Genomic DNA, 16799 nt, shown 5'->3' with positions numbered 1-16799 from the left:
AAGCCCGCTGTCACGAGATTTGGCGTGTCTCTCGTGGCAGCGGGCTTGCCCCGCGATACGTTTCTGCATGCGTAAGATTTTTCCGAAATTGAAACCAAATCCTTCAGCCAGCCAGCGCTTCGGACCTATCCTACCCGCCTGCCGGAAGGCTCTGAATTGGCCGGGAAATACATCAGGGGTACCGTCTCTGGGTCGTCACATTTGGCGACCGGGTGTGAGAAGCCCGTTGTGTGAACCATGTCGATTTCGTCAATGGCGGTCGTGCGCGTGCAGGCTTTGGCCTGACCGTGGATTCATGGTTACACACGGGCTTCTCACCATGCGTACGACTGCCACCCTAATCTGTGAGAAGGATCGAGGTGGTTGTTCCTGAAGTTCAATTTCGAGGAGTAACCATGAAAAAACTTGTACCCGACCCACCCTATCCAATCCCCTTCGTCACCATCATCAGCGACCTCGACCCCGAGGAAGCCATGGCCCATGCCAACAAGCTGATGCACATCCTCAGCGACACCGTCCACGCCTACACCGTCTGCCAGCGCGATGCGCGCCTCGACGTGATGATGGACAGCGTCGAGATCCTCGGCCAACTGGTCATCTCGCTGGTCCGCCACGCCCGGGCCAAGGGGGCGCCGGTATGAGCGACGACTTCAAGCCCGGCCCGACCCAGGGCAAGACCACCTGCCTCGAGATCTTCTGTATCCAGCCCGGCATCCCGTTCGACCACGCTTTCAGCGACCTGTCGGTGCTGCTCGGCTGCGTGGCGCATTTCACCACCGAGGCCGAGATGGAGGGTGACCTCATGGCAGCCAGTGCGGCGCGGATTCTCAGCGGGCTGGCCAAGGGGCTGATCGATGACATGGAGCTGGGGTTGAACCGGTAGTGGTGAAAGGGGGCCGCAAAGCGGCCCCAGGGATGCCAGACCGAGCCACTGTCGTTAGACTGTCATCTCCTCACCACCGGACAGGAGTCCCGGCGTGCCCGACCCCCGCAGTTTCCCCAGCGACCTGTGCCTCGACAGCCCACGCCTGCAGTTGCGTCCCATGCGTCATGGCGACGCGCAGCAGTGGCTGACCATCATGGCCGACCCCGAGGTCATGCGTTACTGGTACCACGCCCCCTGGCAGACCCTGGCCGAGGCCGAGAGCGCCCTGGCCGCCGACCGCGAGGCGTATGCCGCCGGCCAGTTGCTCAAGCTGGGCATGTACCGTCGTGACAACGGCGAGCTGATCGGCATGGTCCAGCTGTTCAACCTCGAAGAGGCCTCGCGCCGGGGCGAAATCGGCTACTGTCTGGCCAAGTCCGCCCAGGGCCGGGGTTACATGGACGAAGCGCTGACCTGCTTCATTGACTACCTGGCCCACACCCTGCACCTGCGCCGCCTGGAGGCGGAAATCGACCCGCGCAACCAGGGCTCGGCACGTACCCTGGAGCGCCAGGGCTTCGTCCTGGAGGGCACCCTGCGCGCACGCTGGTGCGTGGCCGGCGAGCTCTCTGACTCGGGGCTTTACGGTCTGCTGCTCGAACCGCCTGTCGCCTGACGCCCGCTTGCGCTATGGTCGCGCCTTTCGCTGCTGGATGGAGCCTGCGCGTGCCTGCTTTTTATGTGATGTTCACCCTTGTGCTGTTCCTTCTTTGCCTGTGTTTCGATGGCCTGCTGATGGGCGTCGACGGGCATATGCCGGCGCTGCAGATACTTGTCATGGGCCCATGGGGCATTGCCTTCGGGTTGTACCAGTGGTTTGCCAATCCATTGCTGGGGCTGGGGATCCTCGCCCGTAGGCGTTTTCGCCGGGTGGCGCTTGGCGCTGGCCTGATCGCCCTGGGCCTGGCGCTCAGTTGCCTGGGCATCGAGCGGCTGCCGGACAACCGCAGCTATGAATTCCTGCCGCTTACCGGCTTCGGCCCCGGCTACTACCTGTGGACACTGGCAATCCTGCTGTTCTGCCTGGGGCAGGGATGGTGGTGCCGCAAGGTGCAGACGGCGCAGGATATGCCGCGCTGGCGCTGGTTCGATGTGCTGCTGATCGCGGTGCTGACGAGCACGATCTACCTGGCGACCAAGATGCCCAGCCTGGGCGTGCAAATTCGCAGTTCCGACGAGCCAATGGAGCAGGTACAGGCAGGCTGAACTCTCCAGACGCGCCTTGGGTTTGGAAAGACGGCAGGGGCTGGGTTAAGGTCGCAGCTCGTCCGCTTTTACCAGGTGCCTGACTTGCCCGCTTTCTACCTGACCACAAGCCTCGCCCTGTACCTGCTGAGCCTGGCCTTCGATGGTGCCCTGACAGGCGCAGGGCGACATGTACCGGCATTGCAGATGCTGCTTTACGGCCCGTGGGGTATCGCCTTCGGCCTGTACCAGTGGATCGCCAACCCACTGCTGGCGTTGGCGATCCTTGCCCACCGACGGTTCCGCCGCCTGGCGCTGGGGTGCGGCCTGCTGGCGCTGTATCTGGCGGCCAGCAGCTTCGCCATCACCCGCTTGCCGGACAACCAGAGCTACGCCTTCCAGGATGTGACCGGCTTTGGCGCGGGCTTCTACCTGTGGTTGCTGGCGATCCTGGTGTTTTGCATGGGGCAGTTATGGTGGTGCTGGAGGGCGCGTTCGGCAGCGGATGTACCGGGTTGGGGCTGGCTCGATGTGGCGCTGATCGCGGCCCTGAGCGTGGCGCTGTATGCCGGTACGCAAATGCCATCGCTGCGCTTCGAGCCGCACAAGGTGATCGTGCCGCCGGAGCAGCCGCGCACCTTGTGATGGCCTTAACGCGCCGTGCCCCACTGCACCGCGATCATCCCGAGCACGATCATTCCCACTCCCGCCAGCCGCAGCAGGTTCACCGGTCGCTCCGGCAGGCCCATGAGGCCGAACTGGTCGATCAGCAGCGACGACAGCACCTGCCCGGCCACCACGCAGACGATGAACCCCGCCGCGCCTAGCCGTGGCGTCAGCACCAGCGCGGCGGTGATGTAGAGCACCCCGGCAATCCCACCGAACCAGGCCCACCAGGGCGCATGGGCCAGTTGCTGCACCTGTGGCAGCGGCGCGCGCATCAGCAGCAGGGCCGGCACCAGCATCAGCAGGCTGACCAGCAGCGACACCCCGGCCGCCCACAGCGGATGACCGAGCAGGCGCCCGAGCGCGGCGTTGCTGCCCGCCTGAAACGGCACGGCAGCCCCGGCGAGCAGGGCGATGAGCAAGGGAAGGGCGGCGAAGAGGCTGGCGGGCATCGTGTCTACTCCTGATCAAAACACTGGCCTCAGTCTTTGCTATGCACTTCAATGATGGAAATTCGAACTTTGCACAGGCTGTATTCGTGGCATGGATGATTTGCGCCGTATCGATCTCAATTTATTGCTGACCCTGCACGCCCTGCTCAGCGAGCAGCATGTCTCGCGCGCGGGATTGCGCCTGCACCGCAGCCAGCCGGCGGTCAGCCATGCGTTGGCGCAGTTGCGCGAGATCTTCGCCGATCCGCTGCTGGTACGACGCGGTGGCCGCCTGCAACTGACGGCCCGCGCCGAAGCCCTGCACGCGCCGCTGCAGGAGGCTTTGCAGCAACTCGACGGATTGCTCGGCACGCCGGGCTTCGAGCCGGTGCGGGCTCGGCGTACTTTTCGCCTGGCCATGTCCGACTACGGCGCCCGCGTGGTGTTGCCTTCGCTGATGCGCCTGTTGCGGCGCGAAGCACCGGGCATCGACCTGGTGGTGTCCCAGGGTAGCCGCGAGGCGATGCTCGGCCAGTTGATCGACGGCGAGGCGGACCTGGCGCTGGGAGTGTTTCCGGAGCTGCCGACGGAAATGGCTCAGCAGGTGCTGTTCGAGGAGTCCTTCGTCTGCCTGGCCGATCGCGCCAGCCTGCCGCCTCGCGGTGGCCTGGCGCTGGACCCGTGGCTGGCGCGGCCCCATGTGTTGGTGGCGGTGCGCCCCGGCATCGACAACGAAATCGACCAGGCCCTGGCCACCTTGGGCGCACGTCGGCGCATCGCCTTGACCCTGCCGCATTGGGGCGTGGCCCAAAGTGTCATTGCCGGAACCGACCTGGTGCTCACCGTGGCCCGGCGCAGCCTCGTTGGTGCTCGCCTGGATCCGGCCCTGCGCCAGTTCGCGCCGCCCCTGGCGATCTCGCCGTTCGCCTTCGCCCAGGCCTGGCACTCGCGGCGCGACGGCGATGCCGGGCACCGCTGGCTGCGGGCGCAAATCCAGGCGTTGTGCGTGAACGAAGGCGGAGCAGGATGCTAGGCTGTGCCGCATTCATCTGCGAAAAGGAAAGCCCATGTTCAAGCATTGCCTGGTCAGCGCCGCCGCCCTGCTGATCGTTGCCGGCGCCCAGGCCGAGGACTATTCGCCCACCTATACCCAGTGCATGGACAAAGCCTCCAGCACCCTGGCCATGGGCGCCTGCATCCAGGCCGAAACCCAGTTGCAGGATGACCGGCTGAACCGGGTCTACAAGCAGCTCATGGCCAAGCTCGACAGCCAGCAGCAGAAGGACCTGCGCGAAGTCCAGCGTACCTGGATGAAGTACCGCGACGGCAACTGCGCGTTCCACGGCAAGTTGAGCAACGGCAGCATCTACCGCATCGAAGGCGCGATGTGCGAGATGGACATGAGCAAGGACCGGGCGGCGGAGCTGGAACGGGTGCTCAGCCCGGGGCAGTGATACGGCATCCGCGAATCAGGCGCCGCGTTGTTCACGCAGCGCCCGGGCCTTCAGGTACTCACGCACTTCCACCCCGTCTCCGGCGAACTCGATCCGTTGCGCCTTGGCCGCACGCTGGTAGGCGTACATCGGGTCGTAGTATTCCTTGAGCAGCCCTTCTATCCACCCTCGGTGCAGGCTCACGTCGCCGCTGCGCAACTGCTCCTCCAGCGCCTGGTCGAGCAACGTCGACAGCCGCTGGAAGCGCTCGCCGCCCAGGCGTTTGTGGATGTTGATCAGGCTCTGGCGCATGCGTTCGGCGAACAGCGGGCCGCCGGCCTCTGCACCGTGCACGGCGATGAACTCGGCGCACAGGTTGATCACGTAGTCGCGCAGGATGCGTTCCACGCGATGCTCGAAGCTGTCTTCAAGCCACACCAGCGGATAGCGCTGCATGCCCTGGTACAACTCCAGCGGCACCGCGCAGCTGCCGACCACGCGACCTTCGTCCTCGAGCACGAACTGGCCGATGCCCTGGTCACGTTTTTTCAGAATGTCGATGGCCAGCGCATTCTCGAAATCGATCTGCGCCGGCTGTGCGGTGGCGCGCTTGCCGAAGCTGGAGCCGCGGTGGTTGGCATGGCCTTCCAGGTCCAGCACGTTGTCCAGCTGGAGCAGCACGTCGGTCTTGCCGGTGCCGGTCAGGCCGCCCACCAGCACGAAGTCGCAGTGCTGCACCGCTTGTTGGGTAGTCTCCAGCAGCAGGGTGCGCATGGCCTTGTAGCCTCCCACCACCTTGGGGTACTGGATGCCGGCTTCTTTGAGCCAGCCTTGGACGATCTGTGAGCGCAACCCGCCGCGGAAGCAGTACAGGTAGCCGTCGGGATGAGCCTGGGTGAAGGCCGTCCAGGCGTCGAGGCGTTGCTGCTTCACCGCACCGTTGACCAGCTGGTGGCCCAGGGCGATGGCGGCGGCCTGGCCCTGCTGCTTGTAGCAGGTGCCGACTTTCTGCCGCTCCTGGTCGGTCATCAGGGGGAGGTTGACCGCACCGGGGAAGGCGCCCTTGGTGAATTCGATCGGCGCGCGCATGTCCATCAGCGGCACGTTGTTGAGGAACAGCTGTTTCAGCTCGGTGCAGTCGGGGCGCATCAGATCACCTCGACTGCGTGGCTCTGTCGTTCGACCAACTCGCCGATCGGCGCCAGCTCGAGCCCGAGTTCCCGGGCCACGGCAAGGAATTCGGCCTCGCCCTGCGGGCTGACCGCCACCAGCAGGCCACCGCTGGTCTGCGGGTCGCACAGCAGGTGCTTCTGCTCGTCGCTCAGTGCGCCGATCTTGTGGCCGTAGCTGTCGAAGTTGCGCAAGGTGCCGCCGGGGATGCAGCCCTCGGCCAGGTAATGCTCGACGCTGGGCAGGCGCGGTACGGCAGCGAACTGCAGGCGGGCGGTAAGGCCGCTGCCCTCGGCGACTTCGACCAGGTGGCCGAGCAGGCCGAAACCGGTGACGTCGGTCATCGCCTGCACGCCGTCGAGCTTGCCGAAGCGGCTGCCGGGGGTGTTGAGGGTGCACATCCAGTCGCGGGCCAGACCCTGGTCCTGTTCGCGCAGCTTGGCCTTCTTCTCGGCGGTGGTGAGGATGCCGATGCCCAGCGGCTTGGTCAGGTACAGGCGGCAGCCGACGCTGGCGGTATCGTTGCGCTTGAGGTGGCGCTTGCTTACCACGCCGGTGACGGCCAGGCCGAAGATCGGTTCCGGGGCGTCGATGGAGTGGCCACCGGCCAATGGGATGCCGGCCTCTGCGCAGACCGCGCGGCCACCGCGGATCACTTCGCGGGCGACCTCCGGCGGCAATACGTTGATCGGCCAGCCGAGGATGGCGATGGCCATCAGCGGGTCGCCGCCCATGGCGTAGATGTCGCTGATGGCGTTGGTGGCGGCGATGCGGCCGAAGTCGTACGGGTCGTCGACGATGGGCATGAAGAAGTCGGTGGTCGAGACCACGCCGCGCTCGTCATCCAGGGCGTAGACGGCGGCGTCGTCGCGCGAGGCGTTGCCGACCCAGAGGTTCGGGTCCAGCGCCTGCGTGCCGCTTTCGGCGAGGATCACATCCAGGACCTTGGGAGAAATCTTGCAGCCACACCCAGCACCGTGGCTGTACTGTGTCAGACGAATCGGCTCGCTCATGTGCACCTCGACTTTTCGTGATGCGCGATTGTAGCAAAGCTGACCTTTGTGCCTGTGGCTCTTATACTTCCCGCGATGCGACACCGACCCATGCCCTGCCATTGAACCGGAGAACCCCCCATGCTCAAACGCCCCCTGGCACTGTTTGCCGGCCTCGCGCTGTCCTGCTGCGCGGTGTTCGCCCAGGCCGCCGATGTGCTGCGCGTCAGCGCCATCCCCGACGAGGCGCCGACCGAACTGCTGCGCAAGTTCAAGCCATTGGGCGAGTACCTCGAGCAGCAACTGGGCATGAAGGTGCAGTTCGTGCCGGTGGCCGACTACCCAGCGGTGGTCGAGTCGCTGGCCAGCGATCGCCTGGACCTGGCCTGGCTGGGGGGCTTCACCTTCGTCCAGGTGCACCTGAAGGACCCCAAGGCCACGCCGCTGGTGCAGCGTGAGCAGGATGCCAAGTTCACCAGCAAGTTCATCACCGCCAACCCGGACGTGAAGAGTCTCAAGGACCTCAAGGGCAAGACCTTCGCCTTCGGTTCGATTTCGTCCACCTCGGGCAGCCTGATGCCGCGTTACTTCATGCTCAAGAACGACAACATCAAGCCAGAGGAATACTTCAGCCGCGTCGCCTATTCCGGCGCCCATGATGCCACCGCCGCCTGGGTCCAGGCCGGCAAGGCCGATGCCGGCGTGCTCAACGCCAGCGTCTGGGACAAGCTGGTCGCCGCCGGCAAGGTCGACACCAGCAAGGTGCGGGTGTTCGCCACCACGCCGGAGTACTTCGACTACAACTGGACCGTGCGCGGCAACATGGACCCGGCGCTGAAAGAGAAGATCAAGCAGGCCTTCCTCGCCCTGGATCCGGCCAAGCCTGCGGACAAGGCGATCCTCGACCTGCAGGCCGCCAGCCGCTTCATTGAAACCAAGCCGGAGAATTACCAGGGCACCGAGCAAGCCGCGCGCGAGGCCGGCCTGCTCAAGTGAGTATCCGTGTTCAGGGCGCCAGCGTGCGCCATGGCCAGGTCCAGACCTTGAGCGCGCTGGACCTGCAGATCGGCCAGGGCGAGCGGGTGGCGATCATCGGTCCGTCCGGAGCCGGCAAGTCCAGCCTGCTGCACCTGATGGCCACTGCCGTGCCGCCCAGTGGCGGGCGCCTGGAGTTGTTGGGCGAGCAGCCCTGGGTTCTGTCTGCCCGCGCCCGTCAGCGCTTGCGTGCACGGGTCGGCCTGGTGCACCAGGCACCGCCCCTGCCGCCGCGCCAGCGGGTGGTAACCGCCGTGCTGGCGGGGCGCCTGGGGCAGTGGGGCACCTTGCGCGGGCTGCTCAACCTGATTCACCCCGGGGATATTCCCGGTGCCCGCGCGGCACTGGGCGAGCTGGGCATGGCTGACAAGCTGTTTGCCCAGTGCGGGCAGTTGTCGGGGGGGCAGTTGCAACGGGTCGGCATCGCCCGCGCCTTGTACCAGCGACCTGAAGTGCTGCTGACCGACGAGCCTGTTTCGGCCATGGACCCGGTGCTCGCCGATCACAGCCTGGCGTTGCTCAATCGTCATGCCCAGGCCCATGGCGTGACGCTGGTCGCCAGCCTGCACGCGGTGGAGCTCGCCCTCGCGCACTTTCCGCGCATCGTCGGCATTCGCGCCGGGCAGGTGGCGTTCGACTGCCCGGCAGCGGCGGTCAGCGAAGCGATGCTCGATGCCTTGTACGCCAACGAGCAACTGGCCTCGCCTGTTGCCTCGACGGCCAGCCCGCAGGTGCAGATCCCGCGATGCTGAGCACTGACCAGCGAGATCCTGCTGCCATCCCACGTGTGCTGTTGACCCTGTTGTGCCTGGCGTTGCTGTGGCCGGGCCTGCGCCTGAGCGAGCTGGACCCCGGCGTGCTGTTACAGGCCGAGAACCGCCAACAGATGGCCGGCTTCGTCAGCGCGTTCTGGCCCCCGGCCCACGACGCCGGGTTTCTCGATTTGCTGCTCACCGCCACGGTGCAGACCCTGGCCGTGGCCACCGCGGGCATGAGCCTGGCACTGCTGCTGGCGGTACCGGCCAGCCTGCTGGCCAGCCGGGCGTTGTCTTTGCGGGCAGCCTCCAGCGCTGGGCGCCTGGGGCCATGGTCCCGGGCTGCGCGCCTGCCGGTGCGTGGCCTGCTGATTTTCCTGCGCAGCGTACCGGAGATCGTCTGGGCACTGTTGTTCGTCCGCGCCGTGGGCCTGGGCCCGACTGCCGGCGTGCTGGCCATCGCCATCACCTACAGCGGCATGCTCGGCAAGGTCTACGCGGAGATCTTCGAGTCGGTGGACCAGCGCCCTGCCCATGCCTTGCTGCAGGCCGGCAGCAGCCGCCTGTCGGCGTTTCTCTACGGCACCCTGCCCGAGGCCGCGAGCGAGGTGGTGTCCTACACCGTGTACCGCTGGGAGTGCGCGGTGCGCGCTTCGGTGGTGATGGGCTTCGTCGGTGCCGGTGGGCTGGGCCAGCAGATCGATCTGTCGATGCGCATGTTCGCCGGTGCCGAGGTGGCGAGCATGCTGCTGACTTTCCTGCTGCTGGTCGTGCTGGCCGACTTGCTCAGCCGTTTCCTGCGCGGGAGGCTGGCATGAACCGGGTGATCAATGGGCTGGTGATCGCCGCGATCCTGGCGGCGGTGCTGGCATCGTTCGCTTATCTGGAGCTGGACCTGGCAGCGGTCGTCGGCAGTGGCGGGCCGGCGCAGATGGGCGAATACGCGGCGCGTTTCCTGCACCCGGACCTGTCTGTGGCGCACCTGCGAGCGGTGGGGCAGGGGGCCTTGGAAACGCTGGCGATGTCAGGAATAGGGACAATCCTGGCGATGCTGCTCGGCCTGTTGCTGGCGCTGCCGGCCGCCGGGCGTTTCGGCTTGCCGTTGCAGGGCGCGGCGCGCCTGCTGCTCAATGCGCTGCGGGCGATTCCGGAGCTGGTCTGGGCGGCGCTGACCGTGTTGGCTGCGGGCCTGGGACCGAATGCCGGCACCCTGGCGTTGGCGCTGCATACCGCCGGGGTGTTGGGACGGTTGTTTGCAGAGGCACTGGAGAATGCACCGCCCGAGCCTGCGGCGGCGATCCGCCTGCAGGGCGGCAGCCAGGTGGCGGCCTTCTGCTTCGGCACCTTGCCCAACCTGTGGCCACAACTGCTGGCGTACAGCCTGTATCGCTGGGAGAACAACATCCGCATGGCCAGCGTGCTGGGCTTCGTGGGGGCGGGTGGGCTGGGGCAGATGCTCTACGCGACCCTGAGCCTGTTCCAGGAGGCCCAGGCCAGCACGGTGATCATCGCCATGCTGGTGCTGGTGTTGCTGGTGGATGCCCTGAGCGATGTGTTGCGCCAGCGTTTCGTACGCGCCTGAGTACATTTCGCGGCACCTGATCCTTGACTGTAGTCCTGCTCCGGGCCCGCGCCAAGCCCTGTTCGTCAATCCGAAAAATAAACTTCACCTGAGCGTAAAAAGACTTTTTTCGGTCATGGTTTTTGCGGTATCAAGGAACCAGACAGCCGAACCCTGCAGCACAGGTGGCGTCATCCACGCCCTCCTTGCCAGGTGAGCTTCCCGCCCGTAACGACGCGGATACGGGGAGAACGGCAGTCACTTTGCGGCGCAGCCGTTCGCGCCGTGTGGCTTTCACATAAGGTGAACGAGTATGGATGACCAAGGACGCAACCCTTCCTCCAACCAGCCAATCCTGTATGTGCTCGATACCAACGTCCTGATTCACGACCCCAACGCCCTGCTCAACTTCGAGGAGCACCACGTCGCCATACCGATGACGGTGCTGGAGGAACTCGACAAGCTCAAGACCGGTAAACAGACCATCGCCGCCGAATGCCGCCAGGCCATCCGCCTGATCGACCAGACCCTCGGCGACGCCTCGCCCAGCGATGTCGAGCAGGGCGTGCCGATCCAGCGCGGCAAGAGCGGGCCCAAGGGCTTCCTGTCCATCCTCATGAGCACGCGCAACGAGCCCAACCGCCTGCTCCCCGAGAACCTCGCCGACAACATCATCATCAACCAGCTGCTGGACCTGCGCGCCAAGCGCAAGGACCTCGACGTGGTGCTGGTGACCAAGGACATCAACATGCGCCTGAAGGCGCGTGCGTGCGGGATCGCCGCCGAGGACTACAGCACCGACCAGTTGGTCGACGATGTGTCCTTGCTGTCCAAGGGCTACCACTCGGTCACAGGGTCGTTCTGGGACCGCGTGAGCAAGGTCGACACGCGTCAGGAGCGTGGCCGTACCTGGCATCGGGTGCAGTTGACGGACAACTTGCCCGCCGTGCACGTCAACGAGTTCATCATTGACGAACAGGGCTTCGTCGGCTGGATCAAGGGCATCCGCAACGACGAGCTGCTGCTGCTCGACCTGCACCAGGAACCGCTGCTGCACCAGGAAGCCTGGGGCCTCAAGCCACGGGACATCCACCAGAGCCTGGCGCTGTTCGCCTTGCTCGACCCGGATATCCACCTGGTCAACCTGACCGGTGCGGCGGGCTCGGGCAAGACCATCCTGGCGCTGGCCGCGGCCATCGAACAGACCATGGTCAGCAAGCGCTACCGGCGCATCATCGCCACCCGCAGCGTGCAGGGGCTGGACCAGGAGATCGGCTTCCTGCCGGGCACCGAGGCGGAGAAGATGGAGCCTTGGCTGGGTGCCATCACCGACAACCTCGAAGCCTTGCACATGGATGACGAGAGCACCCACGGCAGTGTCGAGTACATCCTCGAGCGGGTGCCGCTGCAGTTCAAATCGCTGAACTACATCCGTGGGCGCAGCTTCCAGCAGAGCCTGATCCTCATCGACGAGTGCCAGAACCTCACGCCGCACCAGATCAAGACCATCATCACCCGTGCCGGGACCGGCTCGAAGGTGGTCTGCCTGGGCAACCTGGCGCAGATCGACACCCCCTACCTGTCGGCCACCAGTTCCGGCCTGACCTACCTCACCGAGCGCTTCAAGGACTTCCCCCACGGCGTTCATATCACCCTGCAGGGCGTGCCACGCTCGGTACTGGCCGAGTACGCCGAGTCGCACCTGTAACCTGTCGCCGGCCATCCCGTTCCCACCGTGGGAGCGGGATGGCCCCGCGATGCGCTGTTCTACCCTCTGCTCAAAGCTGACCGGCAGGTTTACACTCTGTTATCCCTTCCCAGGAGCAGAGCAGTGCTGACTCATCTTGATTCCCAGGGGCGCGCCAACATGGTCGACGTCACTGAAAAGGCCGTGACCGCCCGCGAGGCGATTGCCGAGGCACGTGTGCGCATGTTGCCGGACACCCTGCGCATGATCGTCGATGGCCAACACCCCAAGGGCGACGTGTTCGCGGTGGCGCGCATCGCCGGCATCCAGGCGGCGAAGAAGACCAGCGACCTGATCCCGCTGTGCCATCCGCTGATGCTCACCAGCGTCAAGGTCGAGCTGGCCTCCGAGGGCGAGAACGTGGTGCATATCGTCGCCCGCTGCAAGTTGGCCGGACAGACCGGCGTTGAAATGGAGGCGCTCACCGCCGCCAGCGTTGCCGCGCTGACGATCTACGACATGTGCAAGGCAGTGGACAAAGGCATGGTCATCGAGCACGTGCGCCTGCTGGAGAAGACCGGTGGCAAGAGCGGGCACTACAAGGTGGAGGGGTGATGAAGGTCAAGGTCATGTATTTCGCCCGCTACCGTGAGTTACTGGGCATCGACGCCGAGCGCCTGGAAGGCGACTTCAAGGTGCTGGACGATGTGCGCCAGGCTTTGGCGGGCAAGGGTGGGCACTACGCGGTGCTGGCCGAGCAGAACCTGATGTGTGCCCGCAACGAAGAGCTGTGCCGGCTCGATGAACCATTGGAAGAGGGTGACGAGATCGCGTTCTTCCCACCCGTCACCGGAGGTTGACCATGGCCGTGCGCGTTCAGGAGGCGGCCTTCGACCCGGGCGCCGAAGTCAACGCCATGCACGCCGCCAATGTCGGCGTGGGCGCGGTGGTCGGGTTTGTCGGCTATGTGCGTGACTTCAACGATGGCCGGGAGGTGGCGGGGATGTTCCTCGAGCACTACCCAGGCATGACCGAGAAGGCCCTGGCCAAGATCGTGGTCGAGGCCGAGGGGCGCTGGCCGCTGCTCAAGGTCGAGGTGCTGCACCGTATCGGCGCCCTGGAACCGGGCGAGCCGATTGTCTTTGTCGGCGTGGCCAGCGCGCATCGGCAGGCGGCGTTCGACGCCTGCAACTTCATCATGGACTACCTGAAGACCCGGGCGCCGTTCTGGAAGAAGGAGAATACCCAGCAAGGGCCGCGCTGGGTGGAAGGCAAGCAGAGCGACCAGGATGCGGCAGGGCGCTGGGACTGAATGAGACGGTGATCGTGGGAGCGGGCAAGCCCGCTCCTACAGAGGCCTGTCAGTGATGCTTGCGCGGCACGGGCTTCAACAGCTCGTCCGGCGGCATCTCGCACTTGATCTTGCGCCCCAGCAACTCTTCGATCGCCGGCAACTGGTACGAATCGTCCTCGCCGGCAAAGCTGATCGACACGCCGCTGGTGCCGGCGCGACCGGTACGGCCGATGCGGTGCACGTAGTCGTCCGGGTCTTCCGGCAGGGTGAAGTTGATCACATGGCTGATGCCGTCGATGTGGATGCCACGGCCGGCCACGTCGGTGGCCACCAGCACGGTGATGCGCCCTTCACGGAAGCTCTCCAGGGTGCGGATACGCTTGTGCTGCGGCACGTCGCCCGAGAGCTGGGCGGCGTTGATGCCGTCACGCACCAGTTTTTCCTCGATGCGGCGCACCTCGTCCTTGCGGTTGGCGAACACCATCACCCGTTCCCACTTGTTCTGCGTGACCAGGTTGTACAGCAGCTTGTACTTGTCGCTGCCGGCCACGGCGTAGACGTGCTGTTCGACGGTTTCGCTGGCGACGTTCTCCGGCTCGATCTCGACGATGGCCGGGTTGGTGGTCCACTGCTTGGCCAGGTTCATCACGTCGTCGGTAAAGGTGGCGGAGAACAGCAGGGTCTGGCGCTCGCTCTTGGGCGGGGTCTGGCGGATGATCTGGCGGACCTGGGGGATGAAGCCCATGTCGAGCATGCGGTCGGCCTCGTCCAGCACCATCACCTCGACCATGTCCAGGTGCACCTCGCCGCGCTGGTTGAAGTCCAGCAGGCGGCCCGGGGTAGCCACCAGGATGTCGCAATGGCGTGCTTCCAGCGACTTGAGCTGCTTGTCGAAGTCCATGCCGCCGACAAAGCTCATCACGTTCAGGCCGGTGTACTTGGTCAGTGCCTGGGCATCCTTGGCGATCTGCACCACCAGCTCGCGAGTCGGGGCGATGATCAGCGCCCGCGGCTCGCCCATGTAGCGTTCCTTGGGCGGTGGGGTCTGCTGCAGTTGCGAGATGATCGAGATCAGGAACGCGGCGGTCTTGCCGGTGCCGGTCTGGGCCCGGCCGATGGCGTCCTGGCCGCGCAGGGTGTAACCCAGGACCTGCGCCTGGATCGGCGTGCAATAGGGGAAGCCGAGGTCGTGGATGGCATGCATCAGTTCATTGGAGAGCTTGAAGTCGTGGAAACGCGTCTTGCCTTCCTGCGGCTCGACGACGAAATCCTCCGGCTTCCACAGGCTCGCCTGCGGCTTGGGCTTGCGTTCGCGGCGTGGTTTGTCCTTGGCGGGCGACTCGGCGCGCGGCGGTTGGGCGACCTGGACGGCGGCTTGTGGCTCGGCCTTGGCCTTGGGCGCAGGCTTTGGCCGGGGTTTGCCCGCCTGGCGCTCTGGCGCCGGGGCGGCGGCCGGCTGAGGAGCCGGCTCAGGTTGGGACGCGGCGATGGGCGGTGCGGCGTCACCTTTGGCGAATATTTTCTTGAGTGCCTTGAGCACGGTCGTCTCGTCAACTGGTTAAGGAATGTACGCCGGGCAGTGTAATGCAAGAATCGGGCGCGGCGTAGTGCAATGCGGGCTGGGCTACAGAATCACTGCAACTGGCGGCTCAGCCAGTCGTGGATGTCCTTCAGCTCCTCGACCACCACTTCGTGCTCCATCGGGTACTCATGCCACTGGGCGGCCACACCCCAGGTATTGAGGTACTCGAACGCCGTGCGGCCCATCGAGGAGATCACCACCGGGTCGTGCACACCATGCAGGCACAGCGCCGGCGTGCGTTGCTGGCAGGCACTCAGTTGCTGCGCGTCGCTGAAAGTCGGCGCGTAGGTGGAGAGGGCGATCACCCCGCCCAGCGCTTCCTGCCACTTTATATAGGCAGTGTGCAGCACCACCGCACCGCCCTGGGAAAACCCGGCGAGGAAGATGCGCGACAGGTTGATGCCCTTGGCCTGTTCGGCCTTGATCAGGGCGATCACCTGGTCGGCCGACTCTTCCAGTTGCGCCTCGTCGATGGCCCGCGCCGGGGTCATGGCCTTGATGTCGTACCAGCTGGGCATCTGGTAGCCGCCGTTGATGGTCACCGGACGCGTCGGTGCCTGGGGCATGATGAAGCGGGTGCTCAGCAGGCGTTCCTGCATGAATTCCGCTACCGGTAGGAAGTCGTAACGGTCGGCCCCCAGGCCGTGCAACCAGATCACACAGGCGTCGGCGGTTTTCTGCGGTTCGAGAATCAGCGGTTGGGTCATGACTGCTCCGAAAGAGTGCTGGCGTACTGATGTAGTGCTTAAAAAGAAGGCATTGCAGGCTAATGCCAGAAAAAGATGTCGCAACTCTACAACTTTTCCCACTTGACTACCGCTTAATCGCTTAAGCCTTCGACTGTGGTACGCCCTTTGCTATGTCCTTGTCATGCGAAGAGGTGGACCGGTCCCGGTAACACCCCTCGTGTGGATCGAAGGCTGTCATAGAACAGCCCATTGCGCCAATTGACCCAAAAACAAGCCAACAAGGGGTCGGATGCGCCTCATAAGGGTGCGGTGCAATTCCGGCTCATACAACAAGAGCGATTTGGAGGTTGTTGATGAAGATGTTGAAAACCACCCTGGCAGTCCTGACCGCCGCCGCCGCGCTGGGCGCCACCAGTTTCGCCCAGGCCGGCGCCACCCTCGACGCGGTGAAGAAGAAGGGCTTCGTCCAGTGTGGCGTGAGCGATGGTCTTCCCGGCTTCTCCGTGCCTGACGCACAGGGCAAGATCGTCGGCATCGACGCCGATGTGTGCCGCGCCGTGGCCGCCGCCGTGTTCGGCGATGCGACCAAGGTCAAGTTCAGCCAGCTCAACGCCAAGGAGCGCTTCACCGCGCTGCAGTCCGGCGAAGTCGACGTGCTGTCGCGCAACACCACCTGGACCAGCTCTCGCGATGCCGGCATGGGCCTGGTGTTCGCCGGCGTCACCTATTATGACGGCGTCGGTTTCCTCGCCAACAAGAAGCTCGGTGTCTCCAGCGCCAAGGAGCTCGATGGCGCCACCATCTGCATCCAGGCCGGTACCACCACTGAACTGAACGTCTCCGACTACTTCCGTGCCAATGGCTTGAAATATACCCCGATCACCTTCGACACCTCCGACGAGAGCGCCAAGTCGCTGGAGTCCGGCCGTTGCGACGTGCTGACCTCGGACAAGTCGCAGCTGTTCGCCCAGCGCTCCAAGCTGGCCGCGCCGACCGAGTACGTGGTGCTGCCGGAAACCATCTCCAAGGAGCCCCTGGGCCCTGTCGTGCGCAAGGGCGACGAGGAATGGTTCAGCATCGTCAAGTGGACCCTGTTCGCCATGCTCAACGCGGAAGAAGCAGGGGTCACTTCGAAGAACGTCGAGGCCGAGGCCAAGTCCACCAAGAACCCTGACGTCGCCCGTCTGCTGGGCGCCGATGGCGAGTACGGCAAGGACCTCAAGCTGCCCAAGGACTGGGTAGTGCAGATCGTCAAGCAAGTCGGCAACTATGGCGAAGTGTTCGAGAAGAACCTGGGCCAGAGCACCGACCTGAAGATCGACCGTGGCATGAATGCCCTGTGGAACAACGGCGGCATCCAGTACGCGCCACCTGTGCGCTGATGGCTGCACCCC

General features: G+C 65.0%; 21 protein-coding genes. 16 read left to right on the top strand and 5 right to left on the bottom strand.

From position 1 onward, the window contains the following. Positions 1–395 precede the first annotated feature (395 nt). The 5 genes from OH705_RS05605 (at position 396) to OH705_RS05585 (ending at position 2755) form a co-directional block, all read left to right on the top strand. Positions 396–641 carry a hypothetical protein gene (locus tag OH705_RS05605; protein WP_023631578.1) on the top strand — a complete coding sequence of 82 codons (246 nt, stop codon included), beginning with the start codon at positions 396–398 and terminating at the stop codon, positions 639–641. Next, entirely contained in the window at positions 638–883 is a 246-nt protein-coding gene (locus tag OH705_RS05600; protein WP_028689794.1) for a DUF3077 domain-containing protein, read from the top strand. The genes OH705_RS05605 and OH705_RS05600 overlap by 4 nt, the downstream gene beginning before the upstream one ends. A 94-nt stretch (positions 884–977) precedes the next feature. Then, entirely contained in the window at positions 978–1541 is a 564-nt protein-coding gene (locus OH705_RS05595) for a GNAT family N-acetyltransferase (RefSeq protein WP_052062241.1), read from the top strand. Positions 1542–1591: 50 nt separating this feature from the next. Then, entirely contained in the window at positions 1592–2131 is a 540-nt protein-coding gene (locus OH705_RS05590) for a hypothetical protein (RefSeq protein ID WP_267301308.1), read from the top strand. Positions 2132–2215: 84 nt separating this feature from the next. After that, positions 2216–2755 (top strand): hypothetical protein, encoded by a 540-nt coding sequence (locus OH705_RS05585; protein WP_267301307.1) that lies wholly within the window; start codon positions 2216–2218, stop codon positions 2753–2755. 5 nt (positions 2756–2760) lie between these two features. On the opposite strand, the gene OH705_RS05580 is transcribed toward OH705_RS05585, so the two are convergent. Further along, entirely contained in the window at positions 2761–3228 is a 468-nt protein-coding gene (locus tag OH705_RS05580; RefSeq protein WP_094010241.1) for a DMT family transporter, read from the bottom strand. Between the two features lie 91 nt (positions 3229–3319). Here OH705_RS05580 and OH705_RS05575 point away from each other — a divergent pair, with 91 nt between their 5' ends. Both OH705_RS05575 and OH705_RS05570 read left to right on the top strand, forming a co-directional pair. Beyond that, on the top strand, positions 3320–4240 hold the full coding sequence (locus OH705_RS05575) for a LysR family transcriptional regulator (protein ID WP_267301305.1): 921 nt from the start codon (positions 3320–3322) through the stop codon (positions 4238–4240). 34 nt (positions 4241–4274) lie between these two features. Continuing rightward, positions 4275–4661, top strand: coding sequence for a lysozyme inhibitor LprI family protein (locus OH705_RS05570; protein WP_023631889.1), 387 nt, complete (start codon positions 4275–4277; stop codon positions 4659–4661). Between the two features lie 15 nt (positions 4662–4676). Here the strand turns inward: OH705_RS05570 and mnmH are convergent, their stop codons facing one another. Continuing rightward, complete coding sequence (gene mnmH, locus OH705_RS05565; RefSeq protein ID WP_094010238.1) at positions 4677–5789, bottom strand: tRNA 2-selenouridine(34) synthase MnmH; 1113 nt, start codon at positions 5787–5789, stop codon at positions 4677–4679. Next, entirely contained in the window at positions 5789–6823 is a 1035-nt protein-coding gene (gene selD, locus OH705_RS05560; RefSeq protein ID WP_038707400.1) for a selenide, water dikinase SelD, read from the bottom strand. The genes mnmH and selD overlap by 1 nt, the downstream gene beginning before the upstream one ends. 120 nt (positions 6824–6943) lie before the next feature. Between selD and OH705_RS05555 the strand changes: the two genes are divergently transcribed. The 8 genes from OH705_RS05555 (at position 6944) to moaE (ending at position 13152) form a co-directional block, all read left to right on the top strand. Further along, on the top strand, positions 6944–7798 hold the full coding sequence (locus OH705_RS05555) for a putative selenate ABC transporter substrate-binding protein (RefSeq protein ID WP_023633092.1): 855 nt from the start codon (positions 6944–6946) through the stop codon (positions 7796–7798). After that, positions 7795–8589, top strand: a complete 795-nt coding sequence (locus tag OH705_RS05550) for a phosphonate ABC transporter ATP-binding protein (protein ID WP_267301304.1) — start codon at positions 7795–7797, stop codon at positions 8587–8589. The genes OH705_RS05555 and OH705_RS05550 overlap by 4 nt, the downstream gene beginning before the upstream one ends. Next, the gene (locus OH705_RS05545; protein WP_104444487.1) at positions 8583–9410 is read left to right on the top strand and encodes a PhnE/PtxC family ABC transporter permease; all 828 of its coding nucleotides are present in this window, start codon (positions 8583–8585) and stop codon (positions 9408–9410) included. Before OH705_RS05550 ends, OH705_RS05545 begins: the two co-directional genes overlap by 7 nt. Further along, on the top strand, positions 9407–10174 hold the full coding sequence (gene phnE, locus OH705_RS05540) for a phosphonate ABC transporter, permease protein PhnE (protein ID WP_094010234.1): 768 nt from the start codon (positions 9407–9409) through the stop codon (positions 10172–10174). Before OH705_RS05545 ends, phnE begins: the two co-directional genes overlap by 4 nt. Before the next feature lie 292 nt (positions 10175–10466). After that, positions 10467–11861, top strand: a complete 1395-nt coding sequence (locus OH705_RS05535; protein WP_023629387.1) for a PhoH family protein — start codon at positions 10467–10469, stop codon at positions 11859–11861. 123 nt (positions 11862–11984) lie between these two features. Continuing rightward, the gene (gene moaC / locus OH705_RS05530) at positions 11985–12455 is read left to right on the top strand and encodes a cyclic pyranopterin monophosphate synthase MoaC (RefSeq protein ID WP_104444485.1); all 471 of its coding nucleotides are present in this window, start codon (positions 11985–11987) and stop codon (positions 12453–12455) included. Then, complete coding sequence (moaD, locus tag OH705_RS05525) at positions 12455–12700, top strand: molybdopterin converting factor subunit 1 (RefSeq protein ID WP_023629385.1); 246 nt, start codon at positions 12455–12457, stop codon at positions 12698–12700. The genes moaC and moaD overlap by 1 nt, the downstream gene beginning before the upstream one ends. A gap of 2 nt (positions 12701–12702) precedes the next feature. Next, a complete protein-coding gene (gene moaE, locus OH705_RS05520) occupies positions 12703–13152 on the top strand; it encodes a molybdopterin synthase catalytic subunit MoaE (protein WP_023629384.1) in 450 nt (149 codons plus the stop codon). Positions 13153–13201: 49 nt separating this feature from the next. Here moaE and rhlB read toward each other — a convergent pair whose 3' ends face one another. Together rhlB and OH705_RS05510 are read right to left on the bottom strand one after the other, a co-directional pair. After that, on the bottom strand, positions 13202–14674 hold the full coding sequence (gene rhlB / locus OH705_RS05515; protein ID WP_267301303.1) for an ATP-dependent RNA helicase RhlB: 1473 nt from the start codon (positions 14672–14674) through the stop codon (positions 13202–13204). A gap of 92 nt (positions 14675–14766) precedes the next feature. Beyond that, positions 14767–15423, bottom strand: coding sequence for an alpha/beta hydrolase (locus tag OH705_RS05510; RefSeq protein WP_267301302.1), 657 nt, complete (start codon positions 15421–15423; stop codon positions 14767–14769). A 335-nt stretch (positions 15424–15758) separates the two neighbouring features. On the opposite strand from OH705_RS05510, the gene OH705_RS05505 reads away from it, so the two are divergent. Then, complete coding sequence (locus OH705_RS05505; protein ID WP_023629381.1) at positions 15759–16787, top strand: amino acid ABC transporter substrate-binding protein; 1029 nt, start codon at positions 15759–15761, stop codon at positions 16785–16787. The last annotated feature ends 12 nt before the right edge of the window (positions 16788–16799 follow it).

The organism is Pseudomonas sp. BJa3, from assembly GCF_026343815.1.
Lineage (GTDB): Bacteria > Pseudomonadota > Gammaproteobacteria > Pseudomonadales > Pseudomonadaceae > Aquipseudomonas > Aquipseudomonas soli.
Note: the sequence above shows the minus strand (reverse complement) of the source record. Positions and strands in the feature narration are given on the sequence as shown.

Coding starts and splice junctions, on each gene's coding strand:
- OH705_RS05535 (WP_023629387.1), top strand. CDS start 10,467: ATGGATGACCAAGGACGCAACCCTTCCTCCAACCAGCCAATCCTGTAT.
- OH705_RS05545 (WP_104444487.1), top strand. CDS start 8,583: ATGCTGAGCACTGACCAGCGAGATCCTGCTGCCATCCCACGTGTGCTG.
- OH705_RS05510 (WP_267301302.1), bottom strand. CDS start 15,423: ATGACCCAACCGCTGATTCTCGAACCGCAGAAAACCGCCGACGCCTGT.
- phnE (WP_094010234.1), top strand. CDS start 9,407: ATGAACCGGGTGATCAATGGGCTGGTGATCGCCGCGATCCTGGCGGCG.
- moaE (WP_023629384.1), top strand. CDS start 12,703: ATGGCCGTGCGCGTTCAGGAGGCGGCCTTCGACCCGGGCGCCGAAGTC.
- OH705_RS05575 (WP_267301305.1), top strand. CDS start 3,320: ATGGATGATTTGCGCCGTATCGATCTCAATTTATTGCTGACCCTGCAC.
- OH705_RS05600 (WP_028689794.1), top strand. CDS start 638: ATGAGCGACGACTTCAAGCCCGGCCCGACCCAGGGCAAGACCACCTGC.
- OH705_RS05570 (WP_023631889.1), top strand. CDS start 4,275: ATGTTCAAGCATTGCCTGGTCAGCGCCGCCGCCCTGCTGATCGTTGCC.
- OH705_RS05605 (WP_023631578.1), top strand. CDS start 396: ATGAAAAAACTTGTACCCGACCCACCCTATCCAATCCCCTTCGTCACC.
- selD (WP_038707400.1), bottom strand. CDS start 6,823: ATGAGCGAGCCGATTCGTCTGACACAGTACAGCCACGGTGCTGGGTGT.
- moaD (WP_023629385.1), top strand. CDS start 12,455: ATGAAGGTCAAGGTCATGTATTTCGCCCGCTACCGTGAGTTACTGGGC.
- OH705_RS05555 (WP_023633092.1), top strand. CDS start 6,944: ATGCTCAAACGCCCCCTGGCACTGTTTGCCGGCCTCGCGCTGTCCTGC.
- OH705_RS05505 (WP_023629381.1), top strand. CDS start 15,759: ATGAAGATGTTGAAAACCACCCTGGCAGTCCTGACCGCCGCCGCCGCG.
- mnmH (WP_094010238.1), bottom strand. CDS start 5,789: ATGCGCCCCGACTGCACCGAGCTGAAACAGCTGTTCCTCAACAACGTG.
- OH705_RS05580 (WP_094010241.1), bottom strand. CDS start 3,228: ATGCCCGCCAGCCTCTTCGCCGCCCTTCCCTTGCTCATCGCCCTGCTC.